Genomic DNA, 26,807 nt, shown 5'->3' with positions numbered 1-26,807 from the left:
TCCCTACGTTATCTTACAACAGACGACGATTTTAGAATAATTATTGGGCAGGCACAGGAACCTGTCCCTACATTTTGTCAGCTCCCTTATAACGTTCCAAAAAGGGCCCAAATCCATGCTCCCCAAACCAGAAATGCATCAGGTTGTTGACCCCGTTCATGGTCAGGGTTGCCCCGGAAACACCATCCACCTGATAAGTATTCTTTGCCTGCCCCTTCACGACCTGGATGGCAGGTTCTTCCTGTTGATTATAAATTTGTTTGCCCTGCCAACCGGCCTGCCAATCGGGGTTTTCTATCTCGCCGCCCAGGCCCGGAGTTTCTCCGTGCTCGTAAAAGGTTATGCCGATGATGGTGGAGAGATTCGCTGATAAGGCCACGTATCCGTACAGGGTGGACCAGAGTCCCTTGCCGCGAACAGGCAGGATCACCTTGTCTAGTCGCCCATCTTTTTTCACCAGATAGACCAGGGAATATTTTTCCCGGCGACCCAGGCCTGCGATGTCTTCTTCCTTGCTCAGTTTCCTGCTGGTCTCTTCGCTCTGGAGAGAACCGAGTTGATCAAATTCCGCAGGATTCACCTCCTCCGGTGGAACGAAGCTGCCATCTGCCAGACGAACGACCTTGGTCTCCACCTGCTGAAAGAGTTTCTCCACATCACCTGTCCCCTGATAGAGTTCAGCAGCACGGAGTATATTTTTTTTCTGATCCAGTTTGCGGTTGGCTTCCTGTAGCGGCCTGAGTCCCACTGCGGCTCCGGCAACCAGGACTGAGCAGATCAGGGCCAGAACTATGACGGCACGAAAGGCGCTAGCTGATGTTTCCTTATCCATGCCGGAGCCTCCTCTGTCGAATATTGGCCTGAATGACCGGGTAGTCAAAGAGCGGGGAAAAGACATTGCCGAGCAGGATTGCCAGCATAACCCCCTCAGGGTAAGCCGGGTTGATCACCCTAATCAGGATGGCCAGAGCACCGATGAAAAAGCCATAGCACCATCGGCCGATATTGGTATGTGGGGCCGTGACTGGATCCGTGGCCATGAAGATAAGGCCGAAGGCAAAGCCGCCCAGAACCGGGTGCCAGTAAAAGGGCAGGTTGATCAGGGTATTGCCGGATGAAGCTGTGAACTGGAGGAGCAGGGCCAGACTCAGGCCACCCAGAAGCATGGAGGCCATGATCCGCCAGGAAGCGATGCCGCAGACCAGCAACAAGGTCGCACCCAGCAGACATGCCACCACCGAGGTCTCACCCATTGAGCCGGGGATGGTTCCGAGAAAGGCATCTGCCCAGCTGAAGTTGAGCCCGGAAAGGGGTGCGTCAGCCGGGGCCGCAGCTATCTTGGCCAGGGCCGTGGCGCTGGAAAGCCCGTCCACACCCACCCAGACCGTGTCGCCGCTCATATTGCCGGGGTAGGCAAAAAAGAGAAAGGCCCGTGACACCAAGGCCGGGTTCATGAAATTTCGTCCTACCCCGCCAAAGACCTCTTTGGCAAAGATGACGCCGAAGCTGATCCCCAAAGCCACCTGCCAGAGGGGTACTGTCGGGGGCAAGGTTAGGGGAAAGAGGAGGCTGGTAACGAGAAATGCCTCGGAGATTTCATGGCCCCGGATAAGATTAAAGATCATCTCCCAGATTCCGCCTGCCGTCAGGGTCATCAGGTAGATAGGGAGGAAATAGAGGCTGCCGTGGATGAGATTGGCAAGGAAGTTGTCCGGCGTGCATGCCAGGTTGAGGCTCGCCATGACTGCGCCCCGCCAACCTGCCGGACTGGTCAGGCCCAGGGCTTGCAGAGCCAGATTGGCCTGGTAGCCGGTGTTCCACATGGCCATGAAGACGCAGGGGAGCAGGGCGATGACCACCAGGATCATGATCCGCTTCAGGTCCATTGCATCCCGGACATGGGGCGCAGAGCCGGTGGTATGGCGGCTCCCCATGAGAAAGGAGTCCACTGCGTCAAAGGCTGGGTACCAGCGTACCAAGCGGCCACCCTTGTTGAAGAGGGGGGCGGTTTTTTGTAAAAGGGTGTTGAGGAGTTTCATGTCAGGATCCTTGCCAGATCAAATCCCTGCTTCTTGGCGATGTGTGAGCTATTTGGTCAGGCTGATTGTGCCGGTATGTCATCGCACTATGATTGTCTCTTCGCTTGAAAACACTACAAAGGTGGACCATCGAAAAAACTATTTTTCGAAAACTCAAGTATATATTAACCGCCAAAATCATCATAATGAATGTTATCCTGTTCTACTCCCAGGTCGTCAAGCATGGCCAGCACTGCTTGGGTCATCATTGGTGGGCCGCACATATAATAATTGATGTCTTCTGGAGTCGGGTGATTTTTAAGATAATTATCAAACAGTACCTGGTGAATAAAGCCGGAATGGCCTTGCCACTTGTCTTCCGGCAGTGGATCGGAAAGGGCCAAGTGATAGGAAAAGTTATCAAATTCTTTTTGCAGGGTTTCAAACTCATCTGCATAAAAAACTTCCTTCAGGCTGCGACCGCCGTACCAGAAAGAAACCTTGCGGCTGGTATTACAGGCCTTGAAGAGTTCGAAAATATGGCTGCGTAATGGCGCCATACCTGCACCGCCTCCAATATAAATCATTTCAGAGCCGCTGTCTTCAATAAAAAAATCGCCAAAAGGACCGGAGATAACAACTTCATCGCCTGCATTTAGGCTGAACATGTATGATGAGGCCTTGCCAGGCGGTATATTGGCTGGTCCCCCTGGCGGTGGAGAGGCAATACGGACATTCAGCTTAATAATACCTTTTTCGCCAGGATAGTTGGCCATGGAATAGGCTCTGGTAACCGGAGTATGGACATGGGATTCGTACTGGAACATTCTAAATTTGGTCCAGTCGGACAAAAAACGGTCTTCTATTTGGAAATTGGAATAGGACAGACTATGGGGGGGGACTTCAATCTGGATATAGCCGCCTGGTTTGAAGTTGACCTCCTCCCCAGGAGGCAGCTCAAGAACCAACTCTTTGATAAAAGTTGCAACATTCGAATTCGAACGGACTTTGCAGGTCCATTTTTTAGTCTCCAGCATATGATCTGGAACAGTAATGGAAAGATCATGCTTTACTTGTACTTGACATGCAAGGCGGGCGCCGTTTCGTGCATCCCGATTATTGATATGGGAGCGTTCCGTTGGCAGAATGGTCCCGCCCCCTTTGTTCACTTGTATTCTGCATTGGCCGCAAGTGCCGCCTCCACCACAGGCCGAGGGAATGAAGATATCCTGTTGGGCCAGGGCAGTTTGAAGCTTAGTGCCTGGAGAGGATTGCAGTTTTTTTTGATCGTTTATCAATATAGAGATTTTACCGCTGGGTAAAAGGGACTTTTTCGCTACAACAATGAGGGTTACCAGGATGAACTGGATAATAAGGTAGCAGAAAACAGAAATATATATCTCATTCATGTGTTCAATCTCTCGTGCTAAAAACCGCTCAGCCCCATAAAGGAAAGGGTATAAGTCCGGCAGTTATGAAGGTTAATCCAAGGCTGCGCAGTGCTGCTGGGTCTGCGTACTCTGTTTTTTCTCGTATGGCACAGCTAAGGTAACAACAGTGAGAAAAAAACCACCGCCAGCACCAAAGCCGTAGGCTATGCTTTCTGTGAAGGTGTAATCTTGGTTAGAACTGTGCCCTGAAAGGGTTCAACAAAAGCAGTTCAGGGTAACACCGAGAGCATAAAACTGTCGTCCACCGTTAAAACGGTGGGCTATGTTCAACCGGTTCCTCCGGGGCGGCGGAGAAAAGCGTCCCTGCCTATCCTCTTCAATCTTGGTCAAGACATCTCGCAACATCGGCCCGAAGTTCGTAGGTCTGATTGAGTGCAACGAAATCAGACAATGCAGGATTCGGAAAATCAACTGTCCGCTTTCGTTCCACTCAAGCGGACTTCCTTGGGGCATGGAGGATTGTTTGGATTGTCAGGCATCTCTTGTCTCCTTCGGTTGAACTTTACGGTTAAAGCAGTCCGTAAGGGTGATGAACGGCACGGGCTGCCGGAATTTCGTCTTGTGCGAGCGGTTTTTCACCTCCGGGGAGGGGAAGAACCTATCCCTTGGTATGGTTCAGGGTATCCTCGGGTATGCCTCAACCATACCTTGGGTATGCTTCAAGGTATCAAGGGATAGGTAAAACCTATTGCTTGGTATGCTTCTTCCTATTGACGGAGGGAGTCGTCGTCTGCCGGGAGGGGTTTAAATGTAATTAAACGCCTACTCGACCACTAAGTAGATCATTCCTGTTATCCCTATAGGCAAAGCATCCAAAATAAATCTGCGTCTTTTGACTTTGAAATGATCTTTTCCTAACTTTTTTTCTTCTGCCACTTGAGTTGGGATCTGTATTTCATCCCCAGGCAAAGGCATTGGTTGGGAGGTTGGGACAGAAAAATCGAATCCTATATCATTCATTCCATTTTCCGTCGCTACGATGACTTTTAAGGTATATCTTGGATTTATTTGTGGTTGGTTCATTTCTTGTTCCTTGCAATTTCAATATTATCCAAACATCATTTTTGTACGGAAACCGCGCTCAATCCGACTTTGATATGCTTTAACCTATCGCGGGAGAGGAAAAAGGTATACTTGGGTATGTTTTTCGATTCGCAGGGAAGATTCCGTGATTAATTAAGAGAGAAAAATGGTGTATAAAATTTCATCGTCCTTTAGGACCGTGAAATGACCGTATGGGCTAATGTTGTCATTCATTTTCTGCCATAACCAGCCATCTGAGTCTTGATAAATTTTGGCAATATTTGGATAAGAAGCTGAACCGAAAGGATAGTTATCCTCAAGATACCTTTTTAAGTTCAAAACTTTCCATCGTTTTACGATAACAGGTTTTTGATCCTGAGTAAGGATAATTATTTTCTTTCCGGCAGTTAAAATGAATTCACCCTCAAGATATCTATCTTCTTTCCCTGGCATTACTCTCGCTTGTCTAGCTCCGTTGGTCATGATTGTCATGGTATAGCGAGTTTTTCCTATTGAGTGATCAATACATTTATCCATTTTCTACCTAAATCGTTAAAGTTAATCCCAGTCCGTAGGTCTTATTGAGTGCAACGAAATCAGACAATTCAGCTTACCAGCAGACAGCAACTTCCGTGCTCATCTCTCATAAATTATTTCCCCGGCTTCTATTTCACGCAGGAACGCACCCTTTGCCGCTGCTTTCAGCGGAAGCACATCAACAGGAAGTATCTTGGAAACTTCCCGAACAAGCCTTCGATATTTGAGAGCAAGAGGGAGATATTTTTTATCGCTGTTCTGGAAGACAGCAATGTCAACATCATTGGGCTGGTCCGAGTGAAGAAAAGACCCGAACAGGACTATTTTTTGAATTTCTTTTTCGTGGCAGAGCGTATTTCTGATCTGTTCTTTGATGAACTCTTTACGACTTTTGGAAATGCTCATTGAAATGCCTCTTCATAATGTATGAACGCAAGCCTTACCCGTTTCTCTCTTATGGTAATATGCCGAGTAAGCGGCTGCAAGGGGATCATCCTTAATCTTAACTTTCCAACGCCCCGGCATCTCCGAGCGAAAGCAGACCAGCGCGACTGCCGCTGGATTAAAAGCCAATGCCATAACTATTGACCCATTCATCCACTTTGTTTTCAAAAGAGTCCATTTGTTTTTGAGTTAATCCCTTTGGGACAAAACCCATAGTTAACCAACTTATGATGTGACTCGTAATAGCAACAATATCTTCTCCGGTTTGCCTTGCAATCTTTTGAGCACTTTCCTCTATTGTTAACCTGCTGCCATCATTCCAAATTATTTTTTTTGCTTGCAAGTCAATGTCAGCACTCTCAAGAGCTTCATCAACAGCAACCATAGCATTGGCTGAGATTTCCGCTGCTATTGCCTCAGTTTCATATAATAATTGGTCTTCAGCTATTGTTATATTTTTCATTTTAGAAGTGGGTCTACCCATCCTCTTCAATCTTCGTTAAGACATCACGCAACATCGGCCCGAAATTATTCTTCCCTGGACAAACAAAACTACACAGGGCCAAATCCTCCTCGATCAGCTCCAGGCAACCCAAGGCCGCAGCCTTTTCCGTATTGCCGGTGGCAATGGTCTTGAGCAGGGACGTAGCAATCAGGTTCAGCGGCATGACTTGCTCGTATGTCCCTATAGGCAGGATGGCACGTTTCCCTCCCCAGCTTGCTGTGCTCAAAGGAAATTTATCCCCGTCCTTTTTCGTAAAAGCGGACAGGAAGATAGGGAGGCTGGAATAACGGTCGCTTCCCAAACGGAGCCAGTTGAACAGGCCGCTCCCGTCTTTTTCCGGCAAGGCGCAGATCTGCTGCTGGTAGCGGCCCAGATAACCGTGGACGTTTTTTTCGCCCATCCGATGCCCGTTGAGGATTGAGCCTGCAATCAGGCGGGCACGGGCATCAGCAAGTTCATTCTGGCAAAGCTCCGGGACAGAGGCTCCGGCCAAGGTTTTTATTAAACGGGGGCGCTGCATGGACGGCCCTGCGAGGGCGATAACCCGCTCTTCCCACAGCTTCCCTGTACGAAAGAGATGACCGATTGCAATCACATCCTGATAACCGATATGCCAGACCTGCTTATCGGAACGAATCGGATCAAGAAGATGGATATGGGTGGAGGCCAGTCCGGCAGGGTGGGGGCCGGAAAAATGAGCAACCTCAATATTTGGGAGGTCAGCTCTCCGCAGACTTATGTCCTGGGAGCAACAGAGAAAGGTTTTGGTCGTCAGGAATTGGAGAACGTTCAGTCCCAATATAAAGTCACTTCGGTACTCGTTGATAATAACTGCCGGATTCGGGGCCAGCGGCTCGGTATCTATGGCTGTGATAAAGAGGGAAGACGCTTCAGCCTCAGGGGAGGGCACCTTGCCGTAGGGCCGGGTGCGCAGGGCAGTCCATTGCCCGGATTCGATCAGAATATCCTTGATGGTGCCAGCATCAGGGAATAGTTCAGGAGCAGGGCAGGGCGAGGTAAAGGACAGGCGTTCCTCGCCTTCCAGCTTGATGACCAGGGATTCAAAGCGGCGGCGCGGCCCCCGGTGGATAGCAATAACTTTACCCGGTGCAGGGGCGGTAAAGCGGACACCTGGATTTTTCTTGTCCGTAAAGAGCAGCTGGCCCCCGGCAACCTGATCATCCACTCGTACCTTCATGGTGGGTTTAAGGCCGACATAATCAATGCCGAGCAGGGCGACTTCTGTAACCGGGTTGCCTTTGCCGATGTGCTGCTCTGGTGCGCCGCTGATGGGGATGTCCAGCCCCTTGCTGAGAGTGAATGTGTTGGAATTCATCTTAGCCTGCGAACCCGCCGGTTTTATAGATATTCATATTCTTGTCAATGAACAACCCTTCACAGGCGGGCATACCTGCCAGCATATCCATGCTGTCCTCCTTGCCGAGAACCATACAGCCGGTGGCTAAGGCATCAGCCAAGGCGGCATTGGGTGCCGTAATGGTACAGCTTGCCAGTTCGGGTGAGGAAAAACCGGTCTTGGGATTAATGATATGGTGATAGCGCAGGTCCGGGCTGAAGGGTTGGAAGTAATCCCCTGAAGTTGCCACAGCCATATTATCGCCATTCACTGTAAGGAGGCTCCCCGGCATTTCAGAGCGGGGTTTTCTGATACCGATCCGCCAAGGTATACCCTGAGGCTTGCTCCCTTTGACCAGTAAGTCACCACCTGCCTCCACCAGTACCTGGTGAAAACCAAAATTTTGCAGGCTGGCAACGCCCTGATCGACGATGTAGCCCTTACCGATACCGTCCAAGGTGATGCCTGCATGCTCGGAACTTTTGTTGTCCAGTCGGATCTGGTGGGAACTACAATGGAGGCCTTGATGTCCCATTGATCGGATCAGGCTACGAATACGCTCCGGCTGGCTGAGCAGCTGCTCTCCCTGGTCCTGATACAGGCTCAACAGCGGCAGGATCGTTATATCAAAAGCACCTGCTGTTTTTTTGTTCACGCTATTCGCCAGCTCAAGTACTGCTTGTAAATCTTTACTTGGTTGAGTCAGCAAACCAGTTCGGTTGAGAATGCCAATTTCACTCTTCTGTTGATGGCGGGAAAGCTTGCCTTCAAGTTCCTGCATCCGGGCAATGGTGGTTGCCACTGCTGCTTGTGCCTGATCCTGATCCTGGCTGTACAGGGTGAGGTTGAGCTGAGTGCCCATAAGGAAAAACGACTTCCTGACAGCAACGAGGTCAGGGGAAGCAGAGAAAAACGGAAGATAACGAGTGCTCGCTGCCAGACCGGCAAAGGCAGCAATATGGAAAAAGGATCGACGGGTCATGCCTTTTTGCGGGCTTATCGTGTTCTTCATGGTATCAATCAATGGTGTCCCTGGATGTGGAGGAAGGGAGTTTTTTGTTCCCCAGTAACTGTGCTTATATATACTGTCGAAGAAGGAAACGCAATAAGGGTACAATACGAGTTCAAGTACAACAAGGTGCAACGAACGAAAAATACTCCATAAGTAAATGAAGTACTAAGTAGCTAAAGACGTACTCCTTTTGTTTCGTCCTGTCAAGGCTGATTTTTTAGTGTTTGGTTGAGTCAGGAAAATCAGGGTCTGATTGACCCTTGAATGTCAGCAGGGCATTTGCCTAAAAGTCGGTGCAAAATTTATCTGACGTATTAATCTCTTTGAGGGATAATTTCTTGATGTAGTTATATTGATAGAATTTTGATAGAATTCATGAATTTTTTTGATAAAAAGAATAACAAGGACTTGCTGGGTAAGGGGTACGATTTTTTCTTGACATTCGGCAAGCAACAAATTATTAAGTGACTCACTCATGAGATAATCTGTTGATTACTCCATGAGCAGAAGTTTGAAATTTTTAGGACGAAATACAAAGATAGTGCCCGTGAAAAAGCACGGTGTACGCAGTCGAGACCTTGATTGTGAGCTGTCTTTTTTTGAATTTGATCTTTTGTGATAGATCTTACTGTGGTGGCGGATGGTCGTTGCCATAAAGAAAATCCTATGAGGAGGTAGTTAAATGCCAAGTTATGTAAATCCAGAGAAATGTGATGGTTGCAAGGGTGGCGATAAGACCGCTTGTATGTACATCTGCCCCAACGATCTGATGGTGCTGAACACTGAAGAAATGAAGGCATACAATCAGGAGCCGGATGCATGCTGGGAGTGTTATTCCTGCGTTAAGATCTGTCCCCAGGGTGCTATCGCTGTTCGTGGTTACGATGATTTTATACCAATGGGTGGTCAGGTTCATCCTATGCGTTCTTCTGATTCCATTATGTGGACCATCAAATTCCGCAATGGCAACATCAAGCGCTTCAAGTTCCCGATTCGGACAACTGCTGAAGGTTCTGCTAATGAGTACGCCGATACCAAGGGAGATAACTTGGATGACGAGTGCCTGGCTCTTGAAACTGAGCTGAAGACCCCGACCATGGTCGCTTAACACTGAGATACTGAGGCAGTGTTGAGATTAAGAAAGTTATTTCTATTATTTGATATATAAGGAGATTTTAATATGGCATTACCAAATAAGCCGAAAGGTGAGCTGGCTGCTATTACCAACCCTGAGATTGTAGAGCATGAAACCGACGTATTGATTGTTGGTGGTGGTATGGGAGCTTGTGGTGCAGCTTTTGAGATCAAAAAATGGGCGCCTGCTGATCTGAAAATTCAGTTGGTTGATAAGGCTGCTATGGAGCGCTCAGGGGCTGTCGCTCAGGGGCTGTCTGCTATCAACACCTATATCGGCGAGAACGAGATTGAGAACTACGTGAAAATGGTTCGTAACGACCTGATGGGCGTTGTTCGTGAAGATCTTATCTATGATCTCGGACGTCACGTTGATGAGTCTGTTAAGTTGTTCGAAGAGTGGGGACTGCCCATTTGGAAGAAAGCTGAAGACGGATCAAACCTGGACGGAGCCAAGCCTGCTCCGACTCTGCGTGAAGGGGGACAGCCTGTACGTACCGGTAAATGGCAGATTATGATCAATGGTGAGTCCTACAAGTGTATCGTTGCTGAAGCAGCAAAGAAAGCTTTGGGCGAAGAAAACATCATGGAGCGTATTTTTATCGTTAAGATGCTGTTGGACAAAAACAAAGAAAACCACATTGCTGGTGCAGTTGGCTTCTCCAACCGTGAAAACAAAGTTTACGTTTTCAAATGTAAAACAGCTATGGTAGCTTGTGGTGGTGCGGTAAACATCTTTCGTCCCCGTTCTACCGGTGAAGGTAAAGGACGTGCATGGTACCCAGTATGGAATGCAGGTTCCACCTACACCATGTGTGCGCAGGTTGGTGCTACTCTGACCATGATGGAAAACCGTTTCACCCCGGCTCGATTTAAAGACGGTTACGGTCCTGTTGGTGCGTGGTTCCTTCTGTTCAAGGCAAAAGTATCCAACGGTAATGGCGAGTTCTACGCAATGGGCGATGCTGCCAAAGAAGAGCTCAAGCAGTTTATGCCGTACGGTGAGTCTGCTGTTACTCCGACCTGTCTTCGTAACCATCTGATGGTTAACGAGTTTAAAGCAGGACGTGGACCGGTTTACATGGCTACCGATGTTGCTCTGAACTCCTTCCTGGATGAGGCTCGCGAAGCTGGTAAGACAGAGAAAGAAGTAAAGAAAATCTGGAAACATCTTGAGTCTGAGGCTTGGGAAGACTTTCTAGATATGTCCATCGGCCAGGCTGGTCTTTGGGCAGGTATGAACATTGAGCCTGAGAAAGTAGGTTCTGAGATCATGCCGACTGAACCGTACATGCTCGGATCACATTCCGGTTGCTGCGGTATCTGGACCTCTGGGCCGGATGAAGACTGGGTTCCGACCGTTGATGGTCCCCGTTCTCACCAGTATAAGTGGGGCTACAACCGTATGACCACTGTTAACGGTCTGTTCACAGCCGGTGATGGTGTTGGTGCTTCTGGTCATAAGTTCTCCTCTGGTTCACATGCCGAGGGTCGTATTTGTGGTAAGCAGATGGTCAAGTACTGTCGCGACAACGCAGATTTCCAGCCTGAGCTGGCTCAGACTGCACAAGAGTTGGCCGACGAGATCTATGCTCCGGTTAAGCGTTATCACGAGCATGTTGGTGCCAGCACCGCTGCCGATGTTAACCCCAACTACTGCAAGCCGCACGGCCTGATGATGCGTCTGATGAAGGCCACTGACGAGTACGGCGGTGGTGTTGCAACCTACTATATGACCTCTGGTAAGCTCCTCAACATCTGTTTGGACCTCCTCCGCATGCTGCGTGAAGATGCAGAAAAGATGGCTGCTGGTGACCTGCACGAGCTGATGCGTGCCTGGGAGAACTACCACCGCATCTGGTGTGTTGAAACCCATATCCGTCACATTGAGTTCCGTAAAGAGTCCCGTTACCCGGGCTTCTACTACCGTTCAGACTATCCGAGCGTTGATGAAGAGAACTGGAAGGCATTTGTAAACTCCACCTTTGATCCGAAGACCCAGGAGTGGAAGTGTGAGAAGGTCGAGTGCATCAACGTCGTGGAAACCGATCCGTGGATTTAAGGATATCTTAGATACAGGGGCGGTAATATGACGGGCAGGGAGTTTTTTTTTCTGCCCGGTTAGACGCTGTACAGTGTTGTATGCGTTTAATCGTCACCGTCAGTAAGAATCTCCAGGCCCCGTTTACGAGGTCTGGAGTTTTTTATGTTTTGCAGACAGCAAAGAAGGTTGTTTTTGTTTGAACAAAGCAGTATGTTGTTTTATCATGCTTTTTTGTTGAACCAAGAAATAACCAATTTATCAATACCAGCAGTTTTTATGGAGGTTTGGCATGAGTGATGCTACGAAAACTGGTGCGGTACTGGTCGTTGGCGGCGGCATCAGCGGTTTGACCGCTGCGCTGGAAGCTGCGGAGGTAGGTAATGATGTCTATATTATCGAGAAAAATCCGTACTTCGGCGGTCGTGTGGCCCAGCTGAATCAGTATTTCCCAAAACTTTGTCCCCCCACCTGCGGCTTAGAAATTAATTTCAAGCGGGTAAAGAACAATCGAAAAATTCGTCCCTACACCATGACCACGGTTAAATCCGTGTCTGGCGGGCCGGGTAACTACGAGGTGGAGCTGGAGACCGCACCCCGTTATGTTAACTCCAACTGCACTGCCTGCGGTGATTGTGCTGAGGTCTGCACCGACGAGATCGACAATGCCTTCAACTTTGGCATGAACAAGACCAAGGCTATTTATCTGCCCCATGAAATGGCCTTCCCACGTCGTTATGTGCTGGATATTGATTCCTGTTCTCCTGATTCTCTGGAAGCCATTCGAGGTGCCTGTAAATATAATGCTATTGATACTGAGATGGCAACAGAGACCTTTACCCTGAATGTTAGCTCTATAGTCTGGGCAACTGGCTGGAATCCGTATGATCGGACAAAGCTGGAAAACCTGAAGCCTGAGTCCTCTCCTGCTATTATCTCTAACATGATGATGGAGCGGATGGCTGCACCCAATGGGCCAACTGGTGGAAAGATTGTACGCCCTGGTGATGATAAAGAGATTGAGTCTATCGCCTTTGTTCAGTGTGCTGGTTCCCGTGATGAGAATCATCTGGAGTACTGTTCTTATATCTGTTGCATGGCGACGTTCAAGCAGATGACCTATGTGTGCGAACGTTACCCTGATGCCAAGATTTATGTGTTCTATATTGATCTGCGTACTCCAGGAAAATATGAGCATTTCCGTGAGCAGCTCAGAACCTATGAAAATGCTGAGTTTATCAAAGGGAAAGTGGCTGATATCATAGCCGAGGATGACGGCGGTGTAACCGTTGTGGCAGAGGATGCAGTGGGCGGCGGTAAGGTGCAGCAAAAGGTTGATATGTGTGTCCTGGCTACAGGCATGCAGCCTGCTCTTGGAGAGCAAGGCAAGTCTCTTGGGCTGAATATGGATAACAATGGTTTTGTTGTTTCCGAGCCGGACAAGGGCATGATCGCTGCTGGTTGCGCCAAGTCAGCATCTGATGTGTACACCAGTACACAGTCTGCTACTGCCGCAGCTCTCAAAGCAATCCAGAACGCACAGTAGGAGGAAAGCAATGGATAAAGTATATGGTGCGTATCTTTGCACAGGGTGCAGTATCGGTGACGTTCTTGATGTTGATGGTCTGAAAGAGGCTGCTTCAGAAAACGGCATGGAGATGCAGGAGCATGCCTGCCTCTGCGGTGAAGAAGGTCAGGCCCTGATCAAGAAAGATATAGAAGAAAAAGGTGTCAACACGGTTGTGGTCTGCGCCTGTTCACCTCGGGTGATGCAGGATACCTTTGATTATGGTGACGGAACCATCACGGTTCGCGGTAATCTGCGCGAGCATGTGGCCTGGACAGCGCAACCTGAAGACAAGGACGATGAGGAAGCAGCTGAATACCTTCAGGAAGCAGGTGAGGACTATGTCCGCATGGCTGTGGTTCGTGCCCAGAAAGGGACCGTGCCTGAACCTTATAAGATGGAGCAAATCACCAAGAGTATTCTGGTGATGGGCGGTGGTATTGCTGGCTTGACTGCTGCTACTGAGGCTGCCAAGGCTGGTTATGACGTAACCATCATTGAAAAGACCGATAAGTTGGGTGGCAAGGCCTTGGGGTGGCGTAAGATGTTTCCGACTGCTTATCCCTACTCCGAGCTTGAGCAGCCCAATATTGAGCAGATGATCGCTACGGTCACCAGCAACGATAAAATTACGATTAAAACAGAAACTGAAGTTGCTCGTATCAGCGGTGCTCCTGGTGAATTCCGGGTGACTCTGAAACCTGCTGGCACTGAAAGCGAATGGGATGCGCCGGAAAAGGTTGGGGTTGATGAACGGGATCTGATTGAAAAAGGGGAGATGGAAGACCCTAATAAAGGCCTCAAAGTCTACACAGAGACCAATCCTGATGCGGAATTGGTCGGTGCTGTTGTGCTGGCTACAGGTTGGCGTCCTGCTGATGTTTCTGAGTATGAACATCTTGGTCATGGTACCCTGAATAATGTGGTCACCAATGCCGAGTTTGAAAAACTGGCCAAGGAAGGAAAGGTGCCTGCCAAGGTTGCTTTTATACAGAGTCCGGGCAGCACGGATAATGACCGTGATTTTCCCTATTGTAACTCTGTTACTTCTATGGTTGCTCTCAAGCAGGCCCAGTATGTATGTGATGATAACGGCGACAATGCCCAAGCATATATCCTGTATCAGCATATGCGCACACCGGGCAATACCGAGCTCTTCTACAAGGGAATGCAGCAGCGTGATGGCGTGTTCATGACCAAGGCCACGGTCACGCAAGTAGAGGAAGCTGGTGGCAGTCTGAAGGTTACTGCCGAGAACACCCTGCTGGGCGAGAATCTGGAGCTTGAAGTGGATATGGTGGTACTGGCCGCTGGTATGGTGCCCACTACTGTAGATGAATCCACCATTAATTTGGCCTATCGTCAGGGGCCTGGTTTTCTGGATCTGGATCTTTTTGATGGTTATGCAGATTCTCATTTTATCTGCTTCCCCTATGAAACCCGCCGGACCGGTGTTTACGCCTGTGGTGGTGTTCGTAAAGCAGAAACCATGGAAGAGACCATTGATGATGCCACTGGTGCAGCACTCAAGGCCATCCAGTGTATTGAGTCTGCTGACCGTGGTGTAGCGGTTCATCCACGTTCCGGTGATTTGACCTATCCTGATTTCTTTTTCCAACGTTGTACTCAGTGTAAACGCTGTACTGAGGAATGTCCTTTTGGTGCTCTGGATGATGATGCCAAGGGAACGCCGTTGCCCAACCCGACCCGTTGTCGACGTTGTGGTACCTGTATGGGAGCCTGCCCTGAGCGCATTATTGGTTTTGCTGATTATAACATTGATATGATCGGTTCTATGGTCAAGACTATTGAAGTGCCGGATGATGACGAGGATAAGCTCCGAATCGCTGTCTTTGTCTGCGAGAATGACGCCTATCCAGCCATTGATATGTCTGGTATGCGCCATAATAAGATGAACACCTTGGTTCGTTTTATTCCGGTTCGTTGCCTGGGTTCAGTGAACATGGTCTGGATTAAAGATGCCATGTCTTCTGGTATGGACGGAGTCCTGCTGCTCGGCTGTCGTTACGGTGATGATTACCAATGCCATTTTGTCAAAGGTTCTGAGATTGCCAGCAAGCGTATGGAGAACATCGGTGAAACCCTGGGTAGCTTGGGGCTTGAACCGGAACGCTGTGCTGTGGAACAGATCGCTATCTCTGACTACGATAAGATTCCAGGAATCCTTGATGAGTTTGTAGAGTCGATTGTTGAGATGGGGCCGAATCCGTTCAAGGGCTTCTAGCCTCTCTGTTGTGTCGAATTCGTGTTCGCCAGAATGTGTTTGGATGTATTCGGGCGAATACGGATCAGGTGTAAAAAAATCATTATTTCGACATATTGAAAAAGCTTTCAGGACAGGAGGAGAAAATGTCTATGAACGTACAACCAGATATTGAATTTATTAAGGACATGAAGGAGGCCGGGGGAGATACCCTGAAAAAATGCTTCCAATGTGCCACCTGCTCAGTGGTCTGTCCTCTTTCAACCGATGAAAATCCTTTTCCCCGTCAGCAGATGATTTACTCGCAATGGGGGCTTAAGGATAAATTGATCGGTGACCCGAACACCTTGCTCTGTCACCATTGTGGTGATTGTACAACCCATTGCCCACGCGGTGCCAAGCCTGGCGATGTCATGGGGGCAATCCGGGCCTATGCCTATAAATTTTACGGTTGGCCTGCGCCACTGGCTAACTTGGCTTCATCTGGAAAGAATTTACCCTTGCTTGTTGCTATACCGGCCTTGGTTGTCTTCCTGGTCTGGCTGATTTCCGGTGCAAATGTCCTTTCCCATGAAGATTTTCTCCATGCCGGGTATACGAATTTCTTTGGAGAAGGATATATGACTATTTTTGGTTTCAAGCTCCTGACCTGGAATGTCACGTTTATCAACTCTATCATGATTCCTACAGCTGCTTTAGCTGCTTTTGCCTCCTTTAAGGGGGTGACTGCTCTATGGAAGAAAATGAGTGATAACACAGGGGTTGGTGAAGCCCTGTACCGTCCTTCTGTTCCTCAGTTTGTTAAAGAGTTTCTCTGGCCTTCTCTTGTTGAGATAGTTCAGCATGAGCGCTTTAAAAAATGTGAGACTAATGAGGAGCGCATCCGTGGTCACCAGCCATTGATGTGGGCTTTTATCGCTCTGTTTTTCGTTACTATCTACTCTTTGATATCTCAGGATGTTTTAGGGCGTTTTATACCTTCTCTGCATGGTCCTATGGCCATGTGGAACCCTGTCAAAATAGTTGCTAATGTTGCAGCTGTTGCCATGATTGTTGGTATTGTAATTCTCTGGAAAAACCGGAACCAGATGGTTGAGGATAATCAGGGTGGGAATACCTTTTATGATTGGTTTCTGATCTGGATGATTGCCGGAGTTGGTGTGACCGGTTTAGGTGCTGAGGTTCTTCGTCTAATCGGTGTGGTGAAGTTGGGGTATTTGGTATATTACCTGCACTTGTTGGGGTATTTGGTATATTACCTGCACTTGGTTTCTGTTATGATGCTTTTCCTCTATATGCCGTATACCAAGTTCGCGCATTTGATCTACAGAACCTGTGCCATGACCTTTGAACGGTACAGAGATTCTGCTTATGTGAAAAATCCTGTAAAATAAAGGGTAAGTTGCGGAGCAAATACGAGCTATTACCATTGTTTTTATTAAACCAGACTTTAAAAGTCTGGTTTTTTTATTTAAGGAGAAAAAAAGCTTGCAAGAGAATTTATCCTGCTGTATGATGCGCTGCACAAAATGTAGTGCTGGCGTAGCTCAATTGGTAGAGCACCTGATTTGTAATCAGGGGGTTGCGGGTTCAAGTCCCATCGCCAGCTCCAGAGATCGAAAAGCAGTGGAGAGTTGTTGAGTTGTTGAGGTTCAACAGTTGTCCTGTGTTTTTCGAGTTTGGAGGGGTTCCCGAGTGGTCAAAGGGAACAGACTGTAAATCTGTCGGCAGCGCCTTCGGAGGTTCAAATCCTCCCCCCTCCACCAGTTAAGACTACGTAACAGGCATGCGCATGTAATGCGCTGCCTGTTCTTTTTTGTGCATGTGCGGGAATAGCTCAATTGGTAGAGCATCAGCCTTCCAAGCTGAGGGTTGCGAGTTCGAGTCTCGTTTCCCGCTCCATGTGTTTTTTTGAAGTGTACTTTGAAGTGCCCACGTAACTCAGTGGTAGAGTACCTCCTTGGTAAGGAGGAAGTCACCGGTTCAAGTCCGGTCGTGGGCTCCAGGATTGCCGATAAGAAGTGATAGTCGGTAGAGTGAAGGAAAATTTGTCTGGGGAGACATAATAATGGCAAAAGAGAAGTTTGAGCGGACGAAGCCGCATGTCAATGTTGGAACCATTGGTCATGTTGATCATGGTAAGACTACCCTGACAGCGGCTATCACACGAGTGCTGGCAACCAAAGGGCAGGCTGATTTTACAGATTTTAGTGCTATTGATAAGGCACCGGAAGAAAAAGAGCGTGGAATAACCATTGCAACCGCTCATGTTGAATATGAGAGCACAGGGCGTCATTATGCCCATGTAGATTGTCCTGGTCATGCCGATTATATCAAGAACATGATTACCGGTGCTGCTCAGATGGACGGCGCAATTCTTGTTGTAGCTGCTACTGATGGTCCTATGCCGCAGACTCGTGAGCATATCCTGCTGGCGCGTCAGGTAGGTGTTCCGGCTATTGTAGTTTTTCTGAATAAATGCGATCAGGTTGATGATGAAGAGTTGATTGAGTTGGTTGAGATGGAGCTTCGTGAGTTGCTTGATAACTATGAGTTTTCTGGTGACGATACCCCGATTATTCAAGGTTCTGCGCTGGAGGCTCTGGAGCACCCTGAAGATGAAGGAAAGGCCAAGTGTATCTGGGATCTGATTGAAGCTGTTGATACCTGGATTCCGCAGCCTGAGCGTGATGTTGATAAGCCCTTTCTGATGCCGGTTGAGGATGTGTTCTCTATCTCCGGTCGTGGTACTGTTGCAACCGGTCGTGTGGAGAGTGGTATAGTTAAGGTGGGTGATGAGATAGAAATCGTCGGTATTCGCGAAACACAGAAGACCACCATTACCGGGGTTGAGATGTTTCGTAAGCTTCTTGATGAGGGACAGGCTGGCGATAACATCGGAGCTTTGCTGCGCGGAACCAAGCGTGAAGAGATCATTCGTGGACAGGTATTGGCAAAGCCAGGTTCTATCACCCCGCATAAGAAGTTTAAAGCAGAGTGCTATATTCTGACCAAGGAAGAGGGTGGGCGTCATACCCCGTTTTTTAACGGTTATCGGCCCCAGTTTTATTTCCGTACCACTGACGTAACAGGCGTTTGTACGCTTGAAGAAGGTGTGGAGATGGTTATGCCTGGCGATAATATTCATATCACGGGAGAATTGATAACACCTATAGCTATGCAGGAAGGACTTCGCTTCGCTATTCGTGAGGGTGGGCGTACTGTTGGAGCTGGCGTGATCAGCGAAATTATTGAGTAATATTCTGAACAGATTTTTCTGAACAGAATCTGCTTGAAGAATGTGACTCCGGTTTGACCTTGTGGTCGCCGGAGTCTATATATCAGGGGGGTTGGTATGCGGGATATAATTACGCTTGCCTGTATGGAGTGTAAGCAGAGAAATTACACGACAACAAAAAATAAAAGAACAATACCTCACAAACTTGAGCTGAAGAAATACTGCCCTTTTTGCAGGACACATACTCCGCATAAAGAAACAAAGTAGTTTTACAGTAAAGTAAGGTAGGTTACGCAGATAGAATTCGAGGCGAGTGTTGCGCAGGCCAGTAGCTCTAATTGGTAGAGCATCGGACTCCAAATCCGAGGGCTGGGGGTTCGAGTCCCTCCTGGCCTGCCATTTTTTTTTCTGCTGGGTGCTGGAAGGAAATGACAAGTAAAAAAAAGAAAAATAATGTACAGGGTGGTTCAAAGGGGAAAGATGCAGGTAATAATGCGTCATCTTTTGTGCTGGCTCCGGGAAACATTCGTCTTTTTTATCATGAGGTTGTTGTAGAATTTAAAAAAATTGTCTGGCCTGACCGGAAGGTAACTTTGGGTTTGTCAGGGTTTGTCATTTTATTGACAGTACTGCTTTCCGTGTATTTGGGTGCTGTGGATTTGATTCTTGGGAAGTTGGTAGGGCTGGTTCTCCAATAGGCGTATTATGGCAAAGAAATGGTATATAGTGCATACCCATACCGGTTTTGAGGTAAAGGTCAAAGCTACGCTTGAGGATAATATCAGGCAGGCTGCTCAGGAAGAATGCTTTGGAGATATCCTGGTTCCCACTGAACAGGTGGTGGAGATGGTTAAAGGGGAGCGAAAAACTTCGGAGCGCAAATTTTTTCCTGGCTATATACTGGTGCAGATGGAAATGAATGAACATTCCTGGCACACGGTTATGGAAACCCAGCGTGTTACCGGCTTTGTTGGTGTGAATAGTGGACAGAGCGCAGCTGCTGGTGAGGTCTATAAGCAAATACCTGCGTTGACAGATCAGGAAGCGAATAAAATTATCATGCGCATTGAAGAAGGCGCAGAAAAGCCTATTCCAAAGGTTGTTTTTGAGGTGGGAGATGTTGTTCGTGTTACTGAAGGGCCTTTTGCGAATTTTGAAGGGACAGTTGATGAGGTCTTTCCTGATAAAGGCAGAGTCCGGGTCTTGGTTTCGATTTTTGGGCGTTCAACTCCGGTTGAGCTTGAGTATATGCAGGTAAGCAATAATTAAAAACTCCAGGTGGGTTCATGGAGGAGTGAATAATGGCAAAAAAAATTCAATCATACATAAAGCTGCAAATACCGGCTGGAAAGGCCAATCCGTCACCTCCTGTTGGGCCGGCATTAGGGCAGCATGGTGTGAATATCATGGATTTCTGTAAGACCTTTAACGCAAAGACCCAATCAGAAGGTGATATGATTATTCCAGTTGTTATTACAGTGTTTAACGATCGTTCATTCACTTTTATTACAAAGACTCCGCCTGCATCTGTGCTTCTCTTTAAGGCAGCTGGCTTGCAGAAAGGCTCAAGTAATCCGAAAAAAGATCGTGTTGCTGAGTTAGGCAGAGATAAAATCAAAGAAATTGCCGAGATTAAAATGCCGGATTTGAACGCATATGATATTGAGCAGGCAATGAAGATTGTAGAGGGAACAGCACGGAGTTGTGGGATTACAGTGCTTGACTGATGCGTTTGTAATTTTTTCCTCTCATTGGAGATGAAGAAAGAAGAAGGTACTTGGCTGACGCAAAAAAACAGTCTGCACTTTTTGACAATATATTTTATAAAACAGTTTTATTTTTCGTTTGTACCACGCTTGCTTACTTGAGAGGGCAGAGTTTCTCAAAAGAGTGTGGGAGACAAATAGAGGTTGATTATGCCGAAACATGGTAAGCAGTACCGAAAAGCAGCTGAAGGGATTGATAGAGAAACGCTGTATTCTTTGGAAGAAGCAGTAAGCCTTTTGCTGGCAAAGAACTGTGCTAAATTTGATGAGTCTGTTGATGTAGCTGTACGTTTGGGTATTGACCCGCGTCATGCTGATCAGATGGTTCGCTCCTCAGTTATTTTGCCCCATGGCACAGGAAAGGAAGTACGTGTCCTGGTTTTTGCCAAGGGTGAGAAAGAGGCGGAAGCACTGGCCGCAGGTGCTGATTATGCTGGCTCTGACGAGTTGGTGGAAAAAATTAAAGAAGGTTGGCTGGAGTTTGACAAAACAATAGCTACTCCTGATATGATGGGTGAGGTTGGTAAGATTGGTCGTGTTCTAGGGCCAAGAAACCTTATGCCTAATGCAAAACTTGGCTCAGTGACCTTTGATGTTGAGCGTGTTGTTCAGGAGACCAAAAAAGGTAAAGTAGATTTTAAGTCTGATAAGGCAGGTGTTATTCACGCCTTGGTCGGTAAACGTTCATTTGGTACTGAAAATTTGGTAGCAAATATTGCCCATTTTGTTGATAAGCTCATTCAGCTGAAGCCCTCAACCAGTAAGGGGGTCTATCTTCGATCAATAAGCCTGTCAAGCACCATGGGGCCCAGTGTTAAGGTTGATCCTTTGCAGGTTCGCTCCTTAATCAAAGCCTGATAGTTTTTTTACCCATCTTTTTTAGGATCATCGGCTACAAGCTAAGGTGGACTGAAAAATGGGTTAAGATGTGTATGTAGCGAAAAAATATTTCGTTATACGAGTTGAGAGTAGAATAGTTTTATAGCTTGGGAAGGTCAGAGACAGCAGGTACGTTCTGTTTAATAATCATTAGGTTGCCAGCCGAGACCAGTGAGTTCCATTCAATCTGAAGATCTTTATTTCAGTTTGAAACGAATTAATAACATAATTTCATTTCTGTTGTTCTGTGACAATCCCGTGCCTAATTTCCAGGAGGTGTAACAGTTGAATCGCGAAAATAAGGCGAAAAAGGTAGATGAACTGAAGGATACCTTTGCCAGAGCCAAGTTCGCAGTAGTAGCTGATTACCGCGGATTAAAAGTAAAAGAACTTGAGCAACTTCGTGTTACCTTGCGTGAGCAGGGTGGGCAGATTCAGGTTGCCAAAAACACCCTTCTTAAACTGGCTGTACAGGATACAGATTTTGAAGGGTTAAAGCAGGACTTCGCCGGTACAACGGCGGTAGCATTCAGTTTTGACGATCCTGTGGGATCAGCTAAAGCCTTAGCTGATTTTACAAAGGAAAATGAATCCTTGGTTGTCCGTTCAGCAATGTTTGAAGGAAAAACATTAAGCTCTGACGACGTGGTTGCTCTGTCAAAACTGCCCACTAAAGATCAGTTGCTTGGTCAGTTATGTAGTGTGCTCAACGCAGTACCGACAAAACTTGTCCGTACCCTGAATGCTGCACCGAGTAATTTGGTCTACGCCCTGCAGGCGATAAAAGATCAGAAAGAGAATTAAGTTATTTAATATCCGGAGGAATGAAAGATGTCTGAAGCTATTGATCAGGTAGTAGAGTTAGTAGAAAAAATGTCACTTCTTGAGGTTGCTGAACTGGTTTCAGCACTGGAAGAGAAGTTTGGAGTTTCCGCAGCAGCTCCTGTTGCTATGGCAGCAATGCCTGGTGCTGGTGATGATGCAGGTGAAGGAGCAGCTGAAAAGACCGAGTTTGACGCTGTCCTGACTGCTGCAGGTGACCAGAAAATTAAAGTCATCAAAGAGGTTCGTGGAATCACTGCTCTTGGACTGAAAGAGGCAAAAGCCTTGGTAGAGGGCGTACCTGCTCCGATCAAAGAAGGTGTGAGCAAGGAAGAAGCTGAAGAGATCAAAGAAAAGATTGCAGCTGTAGGTGGTACTGTGGAAGTCAAATAAACAGACAGCTTCAGCTGTTTATGGCTGAGAGTATTTGTCAGTCAGGATGTTTTTAGTAACGCTATGGGGGGAGGTCCCTCGTGGCGTTACTGCGTTTGTGGACCGGCCAGCGATAAAAATTGTATCCAATAAAGAATAAGGAGAACACTTGGGTGCATTCCAACTCGCTGTTAAAACTCAACTTCGCAGATTGTATTAAAGAGGGGATCAATGAATAGAGTACGCAAGGGATTTGCCAAAACACGCAAGCTTGTAGAACCACCGCATCTTATTGCTATGCAGCGGCATTCCTATGACCGTTTTCTCCAGATGAATGTTGATCCGTCTCAACGAGAAGAAATCGGACTGCAAGGTATTTTTAAAAACATTTTTCCAATAAGCGATTTTAACGGCCTCTGCACCCTGGAGTTTGTCAGCTATTCATTTGGAGAGCAGAAATATACGGTTTCTGAATGTATTGAGCGTGGAATGACCTATGAGGTTCCTGTTAAAATTACTGTCCGGTTGATCACCTTTGAGATTGACGAAGAAACTGGTGTCCAGACTGTTCGTGACATTAAGGAGCAGGAAGTATTCCTTGGTGCGCTCCCTTTGATGACTGATGACGGTGTCTTTATAATAAACGGAACAGAGCGTGTTATTGTTAACCAGTTGCAGCGTTCGCCAGGACTTTTTTATACCCATGATAATGGAAAGTCCCATATTTCAAATAAGCGCTTGTACTCTGCCCGGATTATTCCGGTGCGGGGGTCTTGGCTTGATTTTGAGTTTGACATAAAAGATATTCTCCATGTCCGTATTGACAGAAGGCGTAAACTTCCGGTAACGACCTTGCTCAAGGCACTGGGGTACTCTGATGAGGAATTGCTTAGGGAGTTTTATCCTGTTGATACCATCCAGATCAACGATAACAGCTTTAGTATTCTTTTTCAGCCAGAGACCTTTATTGGTCAGCGTCTGACCACGGATTTGGTTAATCCGACAGACGGAGAGATCCTGGGCAAGCAAGGAAGAAAAGTTTCCAAGGCCCTGGCAAAAAGGATTGTGAAGGCCGGAGTGGAGACCATTGCAATTGCTCCAGAAGAGGTTCTGGAAAGGGTATTAGTTGCTGATATTGTTCATCCTGAGTCGGGAGAGGTTATAGCAAAATGTAATGATCTGTTGACCGAGGAATTGATAGAAAAGTTTCAGGAGAGTAAGATCAGCAGTATTGAAGTTCTTTTTATAGATAATGTTAATATTTCTGAGTCGTTTAGAAAGACCTTAGCTGTTGATAAGGTACAGGATGGTGACCAGGCCCTGATTGAAATCTACAGGCGTCTTCGCCCTTCCAGTCCCCCCACTGTCGAGATTGCTCAGGAGTTTTTTAATAAGCTTTTTTATGATCCAGCCACTTATGACCTTTCTGTTGTTGGACGTTATAAGATTAATTCCAAACTGGGTCTTGATATTCCCATTGAGCATCGCACCCTGACCAAAGAGGATATTATCCTCAGTGTGAAGCATTTGGTTCGTCTCAAGGACGAACTGCGGGAAGGTGATGATATTGATCATCTGGGCAATCGCCGGGTGCGCACTGTGGGTGAGCTTTGCGAGAATCAGTACAGAATGGGTCTGGTTCGCATGGAGCGGGCAATCAAGGAGAGGATGAACCTTCAGGAAGTTGAAACCCTGATGCCTCATGACCTGGTGAATCCCAAGCCAGTGACTTCGGCAGTCAAAGAATTTTTTGCCACTTCTCAGCTTTCCCAGTTTATGGATCAAACCAACCCTCTTTCCGAGGTAACCCATAAACGACGTCTTTCTGCCTTGGGACCTGGTGGTCTGACCCGGGAGCGGGCTGGTTTTGAAGTCCGTGACGTTCACCCTACCCATTACGGACGTATTTGTCCGGTTGAGACTCCGGAAGGTCCGAATATTGGACTTATTGTCTCATTGGCAACCTATGCCAAAGTAAATACCTATGGTTTTATAGAAGCCCCGTATCGTATTGTTCGGGACCGTAAGGTTTTGGACGAGATCAAGGATTTTACAGCTCTTCAGGAGCAGGGAAATGTTGTTGCTCCGGCCAATATCATTCTTAATGAAGATGGAAATATTATTGATGACACCTTGATTGCCCGTATGGACGGCGAGGTTGTTACAGTTTCTGTTGATGACGTTACAGCTATGGATGTTGCCCCCAATCAGCTGGTTTCGGTTGCAGCCTCCTTGATTCCTTTTTTGGAAAATGATGATGCGAACAGGGCCCTGATGGGGTCCAACATGCAGCGTCAGGCTGTGCCACTTTTGAAGCCTGCTTCTCCCCTTGTGGGAACTGGGGTAGAGAAAAATCTGGCACAGGATTCAGGTGCTTGTTTGCTGGCTGGCGGTGACGGGGTTGTTGAAGAGGTTGATGCCAATCGGGTCATGATTCGTTACGATGAACCAGGAACTGATGGTTTTGATACCGGAATCGGGGTTTATCATCTTTCAAAGTATAAGAAAACCAACCAAAATACCTGCTTTAATCAGAAACCGTTGATTCTGCCAGGTATGCGGGTGAAAAAAGGTGATGTGTTGGCTGATGGCCCTTCAACCGAGATGGGCGAGCTTGCTCTGGGAAAAAATGTAACCATTGCCTTTATGCCGTGGCGTGGCTATAACTTTGAGGATTCTATTCTGATTAATGAGCGGCTGCTCAAAGAGGATACCTTTACCTCTGTCCATATAGAAATTTTTGATGTGGTGGCCCGTGACACCAAATTGGGGAAAGAGGAGATCACTCGCGATATCCCGAATATTGGTGATGATGCCCTGCGCAATCTTGATGAGTCAGGCATTATTCGTATTGGTGCTGGTATCCACGCAGGCGATATGCTGGTTGGGAAAGTAACGCCCAAGGGCGAAACAATGCTCTCTCCAGAAGAAAAGCTTCTTCGGGCGATTTTTGGTGAAAAAGCAGGGGATGTGAAAGATACTTCGCTACGAGTACCACCCGGAGTGGAGGGCGTGGTTATTGATGCCAAGGTCTTTTCCCGTAAAGGGGTGGATAAAGACGAACGCACCTTGATGATTGAGGAGCAGGAGGTCAATCGCCTGAACCGGGATATGGAAGATGAACTCGGCAGTCTGAAAAATGGGGTTCGGAGAAAGCTCTGCGATTTGATGGTCAACCGGACTGCTAAAAAGGATATTCTTGACAGCGAAGGAAATGTCATTCTTCCCCTTGGCAAAAAGCTGACTGAAGAAAGCTTGGATGTGGTGGAGTTTGAGCAGTTGCGCAGTCTAGATTTCTCAGAGAGGGCCAAATACGAGGACGAACTTGAGGATGTATTTATTAACTACTCTCGTCAGGCCCAGGCTGTCCGCGAACGCTATGAAGGAATTGTTGCCCGAATGGAAAAAGGCGATGACCTTCCTCCAGGTGTGGTCAAGATGGTGAAAATCTATGTGGCAACCAAGCGTAAGCTGGCTGTGGGCGATAAGATGGCTGGACGGCATGGTAACAAAGGTGTTGTTTCCAGATTACTCCCTGAAGAGGATATGCCTTTCTTTCAGGATGGAACGACTGTTGATGTGGTTTTGAATCCGTTGGGTGTTCCCTCGCGAATGAATGTAGGTCAGGTGCTTGAATGTCATCTGGGGTTTGCTGCCAAGCGTTTGGGCGAGCAGGTCCAGAAGCTGGCTACGGCTGCGGAGATTGAGCCGCTCAAAGAACGTCTCCAGGCAGTGTATTCTGAAGAGGAATATAAAGAAATTACCAATGGCCTGAGTGATGATGAGCTGATCGACAAGATGCGTAAGTATGGTCACGGTATTCATGTGGCTACTCCGGTCTTTGATGGAGCTACTGAAGCTGAGATCCGCAACATGCTTATTCAGGCTGGTGTGGACGAGGTTGGTCAGTCCACCTTGTATGACGGTCTTACTGGGGATAAATTTGATAATAAGGTGACAGTCGGTACTATGTACATGCTCAAGCTGCACCATTTGGTTGATAATAAGATCCATGCCCGATCCACAGGGCCGTATTCGCTGGTAACCCAGCAGCCCTTGGGCGGTAAGGCTCAATTTGGTGGACAGCGACTGGGAGAGATGGAAGTCTGGGCCATGGAGTCCTATGGAGCAGCCTATACCTTGAAGGAATTCCTGACCGTCAAATCCGATGATGTTGAAGGAAGAACCTCAATGTATGAGAAGATTGTTAAGGGGAATAATTTCCTTGATGCCGGATTGCCTGAATCCTTCCATGTTTTAGTGAAGGAATTAAAAGGGCTTTGTCTGGATGTTGAGTTGTTATCGTCAACCGATCAATAACATTAAAGATCGTATTAATGATCGTACAGACAAGTCAGGCAAATACAGGCGCATAGGTACGAACCATCAAAACTGTGCAGCCGAGCATTTATAGAAC

The 26,807-nt window shown here is 47.4% G+C and carries 23 protein-coding genes and 5 tRNA genes; 19 read left to right on the top strand and 9 right to left on the bottom strand.

Annotated features, from left to right (window positions below; genetic code table 11):
* Positions 1-67 precede the first annotated feature (67 nt).
* The 9 genes from L2082_RS01450 to L2082_RS01410 all read right to left on the bottom strand — a co-directional run bounded on the left by L2082_RS01450 (position 68) and on the right by L2082_RS01410 (position 8,347).
* The gene (locus tag L2082_RS01450; protein ID WP_446008829.1) at positions 68-832 is read right to left on the bottom strand and encodes a Na(+)-translocating NADH-quinone reductase subunit C; all 765 of its coding nucleotides are present in this window, start codon (positions 830-832) and stop codon (positions 68-70) included.
* Positions 825-2,039, bottom strand: a complete 1,215-nt coding sequence (locus L2082_RS01445; protein ID WP_446008828.1) for an NADH:ubiquinone reductase (Na(+)-transporting) subunit B — start codon at positions 2,037-2,039, stop codon at positions 825-827. The genes L2082_RS01450 and L2082_RS01445 overlap by 8 nt, the downstream gene beginning before the upstream one ends.
* A gap of 164 nt (positions 2,040-2,203) precedes the next feature.
* Complete coding sequence (gene nqrF / locus L2082_RS01440; RefSeq protein ID WP_446008827.1) at positions 2,204-3,427, bottom strand: NADH:ubiquinone reductase (Na(+)-transporting) subunit F; 1,224 nt, start codon at positions 3,425-3,427, stop codon at positions 2,204-2,206.
* An 804-nt stretch (positions 3,428-4,231) separates the two neighbouring features.
* On the bottom strand, positions 4,232-4,492 hold the full coding sequence (locus L2082_RS01435) for a hypothetical protein (protein WP_446008826.1): 261 nt from the start codon (positions 4,490-4,492) through the stop codon (positions 4,232-4,234).
* 153 nt (positions 4,493-4,645) lie between these two features.
* Positions 4,646-5,029, bottom strand: coding sequence for a hypothetical protein (locus tag L2082_RS01430; protein WP_446008825.1), 384 nt, complete (start codon positions 5,027-5,029; stop codon positions 4,646-4,648).
* A gap of 99 nt (positions 5,030-5,128) precedes the next feature.
* On the bottom strand, positions 5,129-5,434 hold the full coding sequence (locus L2082_RS01425) for a nucleotidyltransferase domain-containing protein (protein ID WP_446008824.1): 306 nt from the start codon (positions 5,432-5,434) through the stop codon (positions 5,129-5,131).
* A gap of 157 nt (positions 5,435-5,591) precedes the next feature.
* Positions 5,592-5,936, bottom strand: a complete 345-nt coding sequence (locus tag L2082_RS01420; RefSeq protein ID WP_446011371.1) for a hypothetical protein — start codon at positions 5,934-5,936, stop codon at positions 5,592-5,594.
* A 13-nt stretch (positions 5,937-5,949) separates the two neighbouring features.
* Positions 5,950-7,314: a Na(+)-translocating NADH-quinone reductase subunit A gene (locus tag L2082_RS01415; RefSeq protein WP_446008822.1), complete on the bottom strand. Its 1,365-nt coding sequence runs from the start codon at positions 7,312-7,314 to the stop codon at positions 5,950-5,952.
* Between the two features lies 1 nt (position 7,315).
* Positions 7,316-8,347 carry an FAD:protein FMN transferase gene (locus tag L2082_RS01410; protein WP_446008821.1) on the bottom strand — a complete coding sequence of 344 codons (1,032 nt, stop codon included), beginning with the start codon at positions 8,345-8,347 and terminating at the stop codon, positions 7,316-7,318.
* A 682-nt stretch (positions 8,348-9,029) separates the two neighbouring features.
* Here L2082_RS01410 and aprB point away from each other — a divergent pair.
* From aprB to rpoB, 19 genes are all read left to right on the top strand, one after another.
* Entirely contained in the window at positions 9,030-9,455 is a 426-nt protein-coding gene (aprB, locus tag L2082_RS01405; RefSeq protein ID WP_446008820.1) for an adenylyl-sulfate reductase subunit beta, read from the top strand.
* A gap of 72 nt (positions 9,456-9,527) precedes the next feature.
* Complete coding sequence (gene aprA / locus L2082_RS01400; protein ID WP_446008819.1) at positions 9,528-11,543, top strand: adenylyl-sulfate reductase subunit alpha; 2,016 nt, start codon at positions 9,528-9,530, stop codon at positions 11,541-11,543.
* A 271-nt stretch (positions 11,544-11,814) separates the two neighbouring features.
* A complete protein-coding gene (locus tag L2082_RS01395; protein WP_446008818.1) occupies positions 11,815-13,068 on the top strand; it encodes an FAD-dependent oxidoreductase in 1,254 nt (417 codons plus the stop codon).
* Between the two features lie 10 nt (positions 13,069-13,078).
* Positions 13,079-15,334 (top strand): FAD-dependent oxidoreductase, encoded by a 2,256-nt coding sequence (locus tag L2082_RS01390; RefSeq protein WP_446011370.1) that lies wholly within the window; start codon positions 13,079-13,081, stop codon positions 15,332-15,334.
* A gap of 131 nt (positions 15,335-15,465) precedes the next feature.
* Complete coding sequence (gene qmoC, locus L2082_RS01385; RefSeq protein WP_446011369.1) at positions 15,466-16,707, top strand: quinone-interacting membrane-bound oxidoreductase complex subunit QmoC; 1,242 nt, start codon at positions 15,466-15,468, stop codon at positions 16,705-16,707.
* A 142-nt stretch (positions 16,708-16,849) separates the two neighbouring features.
* A tRNA-Thr gene (locus L2082_RS01380) sits at positions 16,850-16,925 on the top strand.
* 69 nt (positions 16,926-16,994) lie between these two features.
* Positions 16,995-17,079 (top strand) — tRNA-Tyr (locus tag L2082_RS01375).
* Between the two features lie 60 nt (positions 17,080-17,139).
* Positions 17,140-17,215 (top strand) — tRNA-Gly (locus tag L2082_RS01370).
* A gap of 28 nt (positions 17,216-17,243) precedes the next feature.
* Positions 17,244-17,318, top strand: a tRNA-Thr gene (locus L2082_RS01365).
* A 63-nt stretch (positions 17,319-17,381) separates the two neighbouring features.
* On the top strand, positions 17,382-18,572 hold the full coding sequence (gene tuf, locus L2082_RS01360) for an elongation factor Tu (RefSeq protein ID WP_446008856.1): 1,191 nt from the start codon (positions 17,382-17,384) through the stop codon (positions 18,570-18,572).
* Positions 18,573-18,668: 96 nt separating this feature from the next.
* Positions 18,669-18,818, top strand: a complete 150-nt coding sequence (gene rpmG / locus L2082_RS01355) for a 50S ribosomal protein L33 (RefSeq protein ID WP_339136702.1) — start codon at positions 18,669-18,671, stop codon at positions 18,816-18,818.
* Positions 18,819-18,873: 55 nt separating this feature from the next.
* Positions 18,874-18,950, top strand: a tRNA-Trp gene (locus L2082_RS01350).
* Positions 18,951-18,979: 29 nt separating this feature from the next.
* Positions 18,980-19,249, top strand: coding sequence for a preprotein translocase subunit SecE (gene secE / locus L2082_RS01345; protein ID WP_446008855.1), 270 nt, complete (start codon positions 18,980-18,982; stop codon positions 19,247-19,249).
* A gap of 7 nt (positions 19,250-19,256) precedes the next feature.
* Complete coding sequence (gene nusG / locus L2082_RS01340; RefSeq protein WP_446008854.1) at positions 19,257-19,820, top strand: transcription termination/antitermination protein NusG; 564 nt, start codon at positions 19,257-19,259, stop codon at positions 19,818-19,820.
* Between the two features lie 32 nt (positions 19,821-19,852).
* Positions 19,853-20,278 (top strand): 50S ribosomal protein L11, encoded by a 426-nt coding sequence (rplK, locus tag L2082_RS01335; RefSeq protein WP_446008853.1) that lies wholly within the window; start codon positions 19,853-19,855, stop codon positions 20,276-20,278.
* A 189-nt stretch (positions 20,279-20,467) separates the two neighbouring features.
* Positions 20,468-21,175, top strand: coding sequence for a 50S ribosomal protein L1 (rplA, locus tag L2082_RS01330; protein ID WP_446008852.1), 708 nt, complete (start codon positions 20,468-20,470; stop codon positions 21,173-21,175).
* 306 nt (positions 21,176-21,481) lie between these two features.
* Positions 21,482-22,000, top strand: coding sequence for a 50S ribosomal protein L10 (gene rplJ / locus L2082_RS01325; protein ID WP_446008851.1), 519 nt, complete (start codon positions 21,482-21,484; stop codon positions 21,998-22,000).
* 27 nt (positions 22,001-22,027) lie between these two features.
* Positions 22,028-22,411 (top strand): 50S ribosomal protein L7/L12, encoded by a 384-nt coding sequence (rplL, locus tag L2082_RS01320; protein WP_446008850.1) that lies wholly within the window; start codon positions 22,028-22,030, stop codon positions 22,409-22,411.
* 210 nt (positions 22,412-22,621) lie between these two features.
* Complete coding sequence (gene rpoB / locus L2082_RS01315) at positions 22,622-26,710, top strand: DNA-directed RNA polymerase subunit beta (RefSeq protein ID WP_446008849.1); 4,089 nt, start codon at positions 22,622-22,624, stop codon at positions 26,708-26,710.
* Positions 26,711-26,807 lie beyond the last annotated feature (97 nt).

It is taken from the genome of Candidatus Electrothrix sp. (genome assembly GCF_052785085.1).
This window is presented reverse-complemented; position numbering and strand designations above follow the sequence as displayed.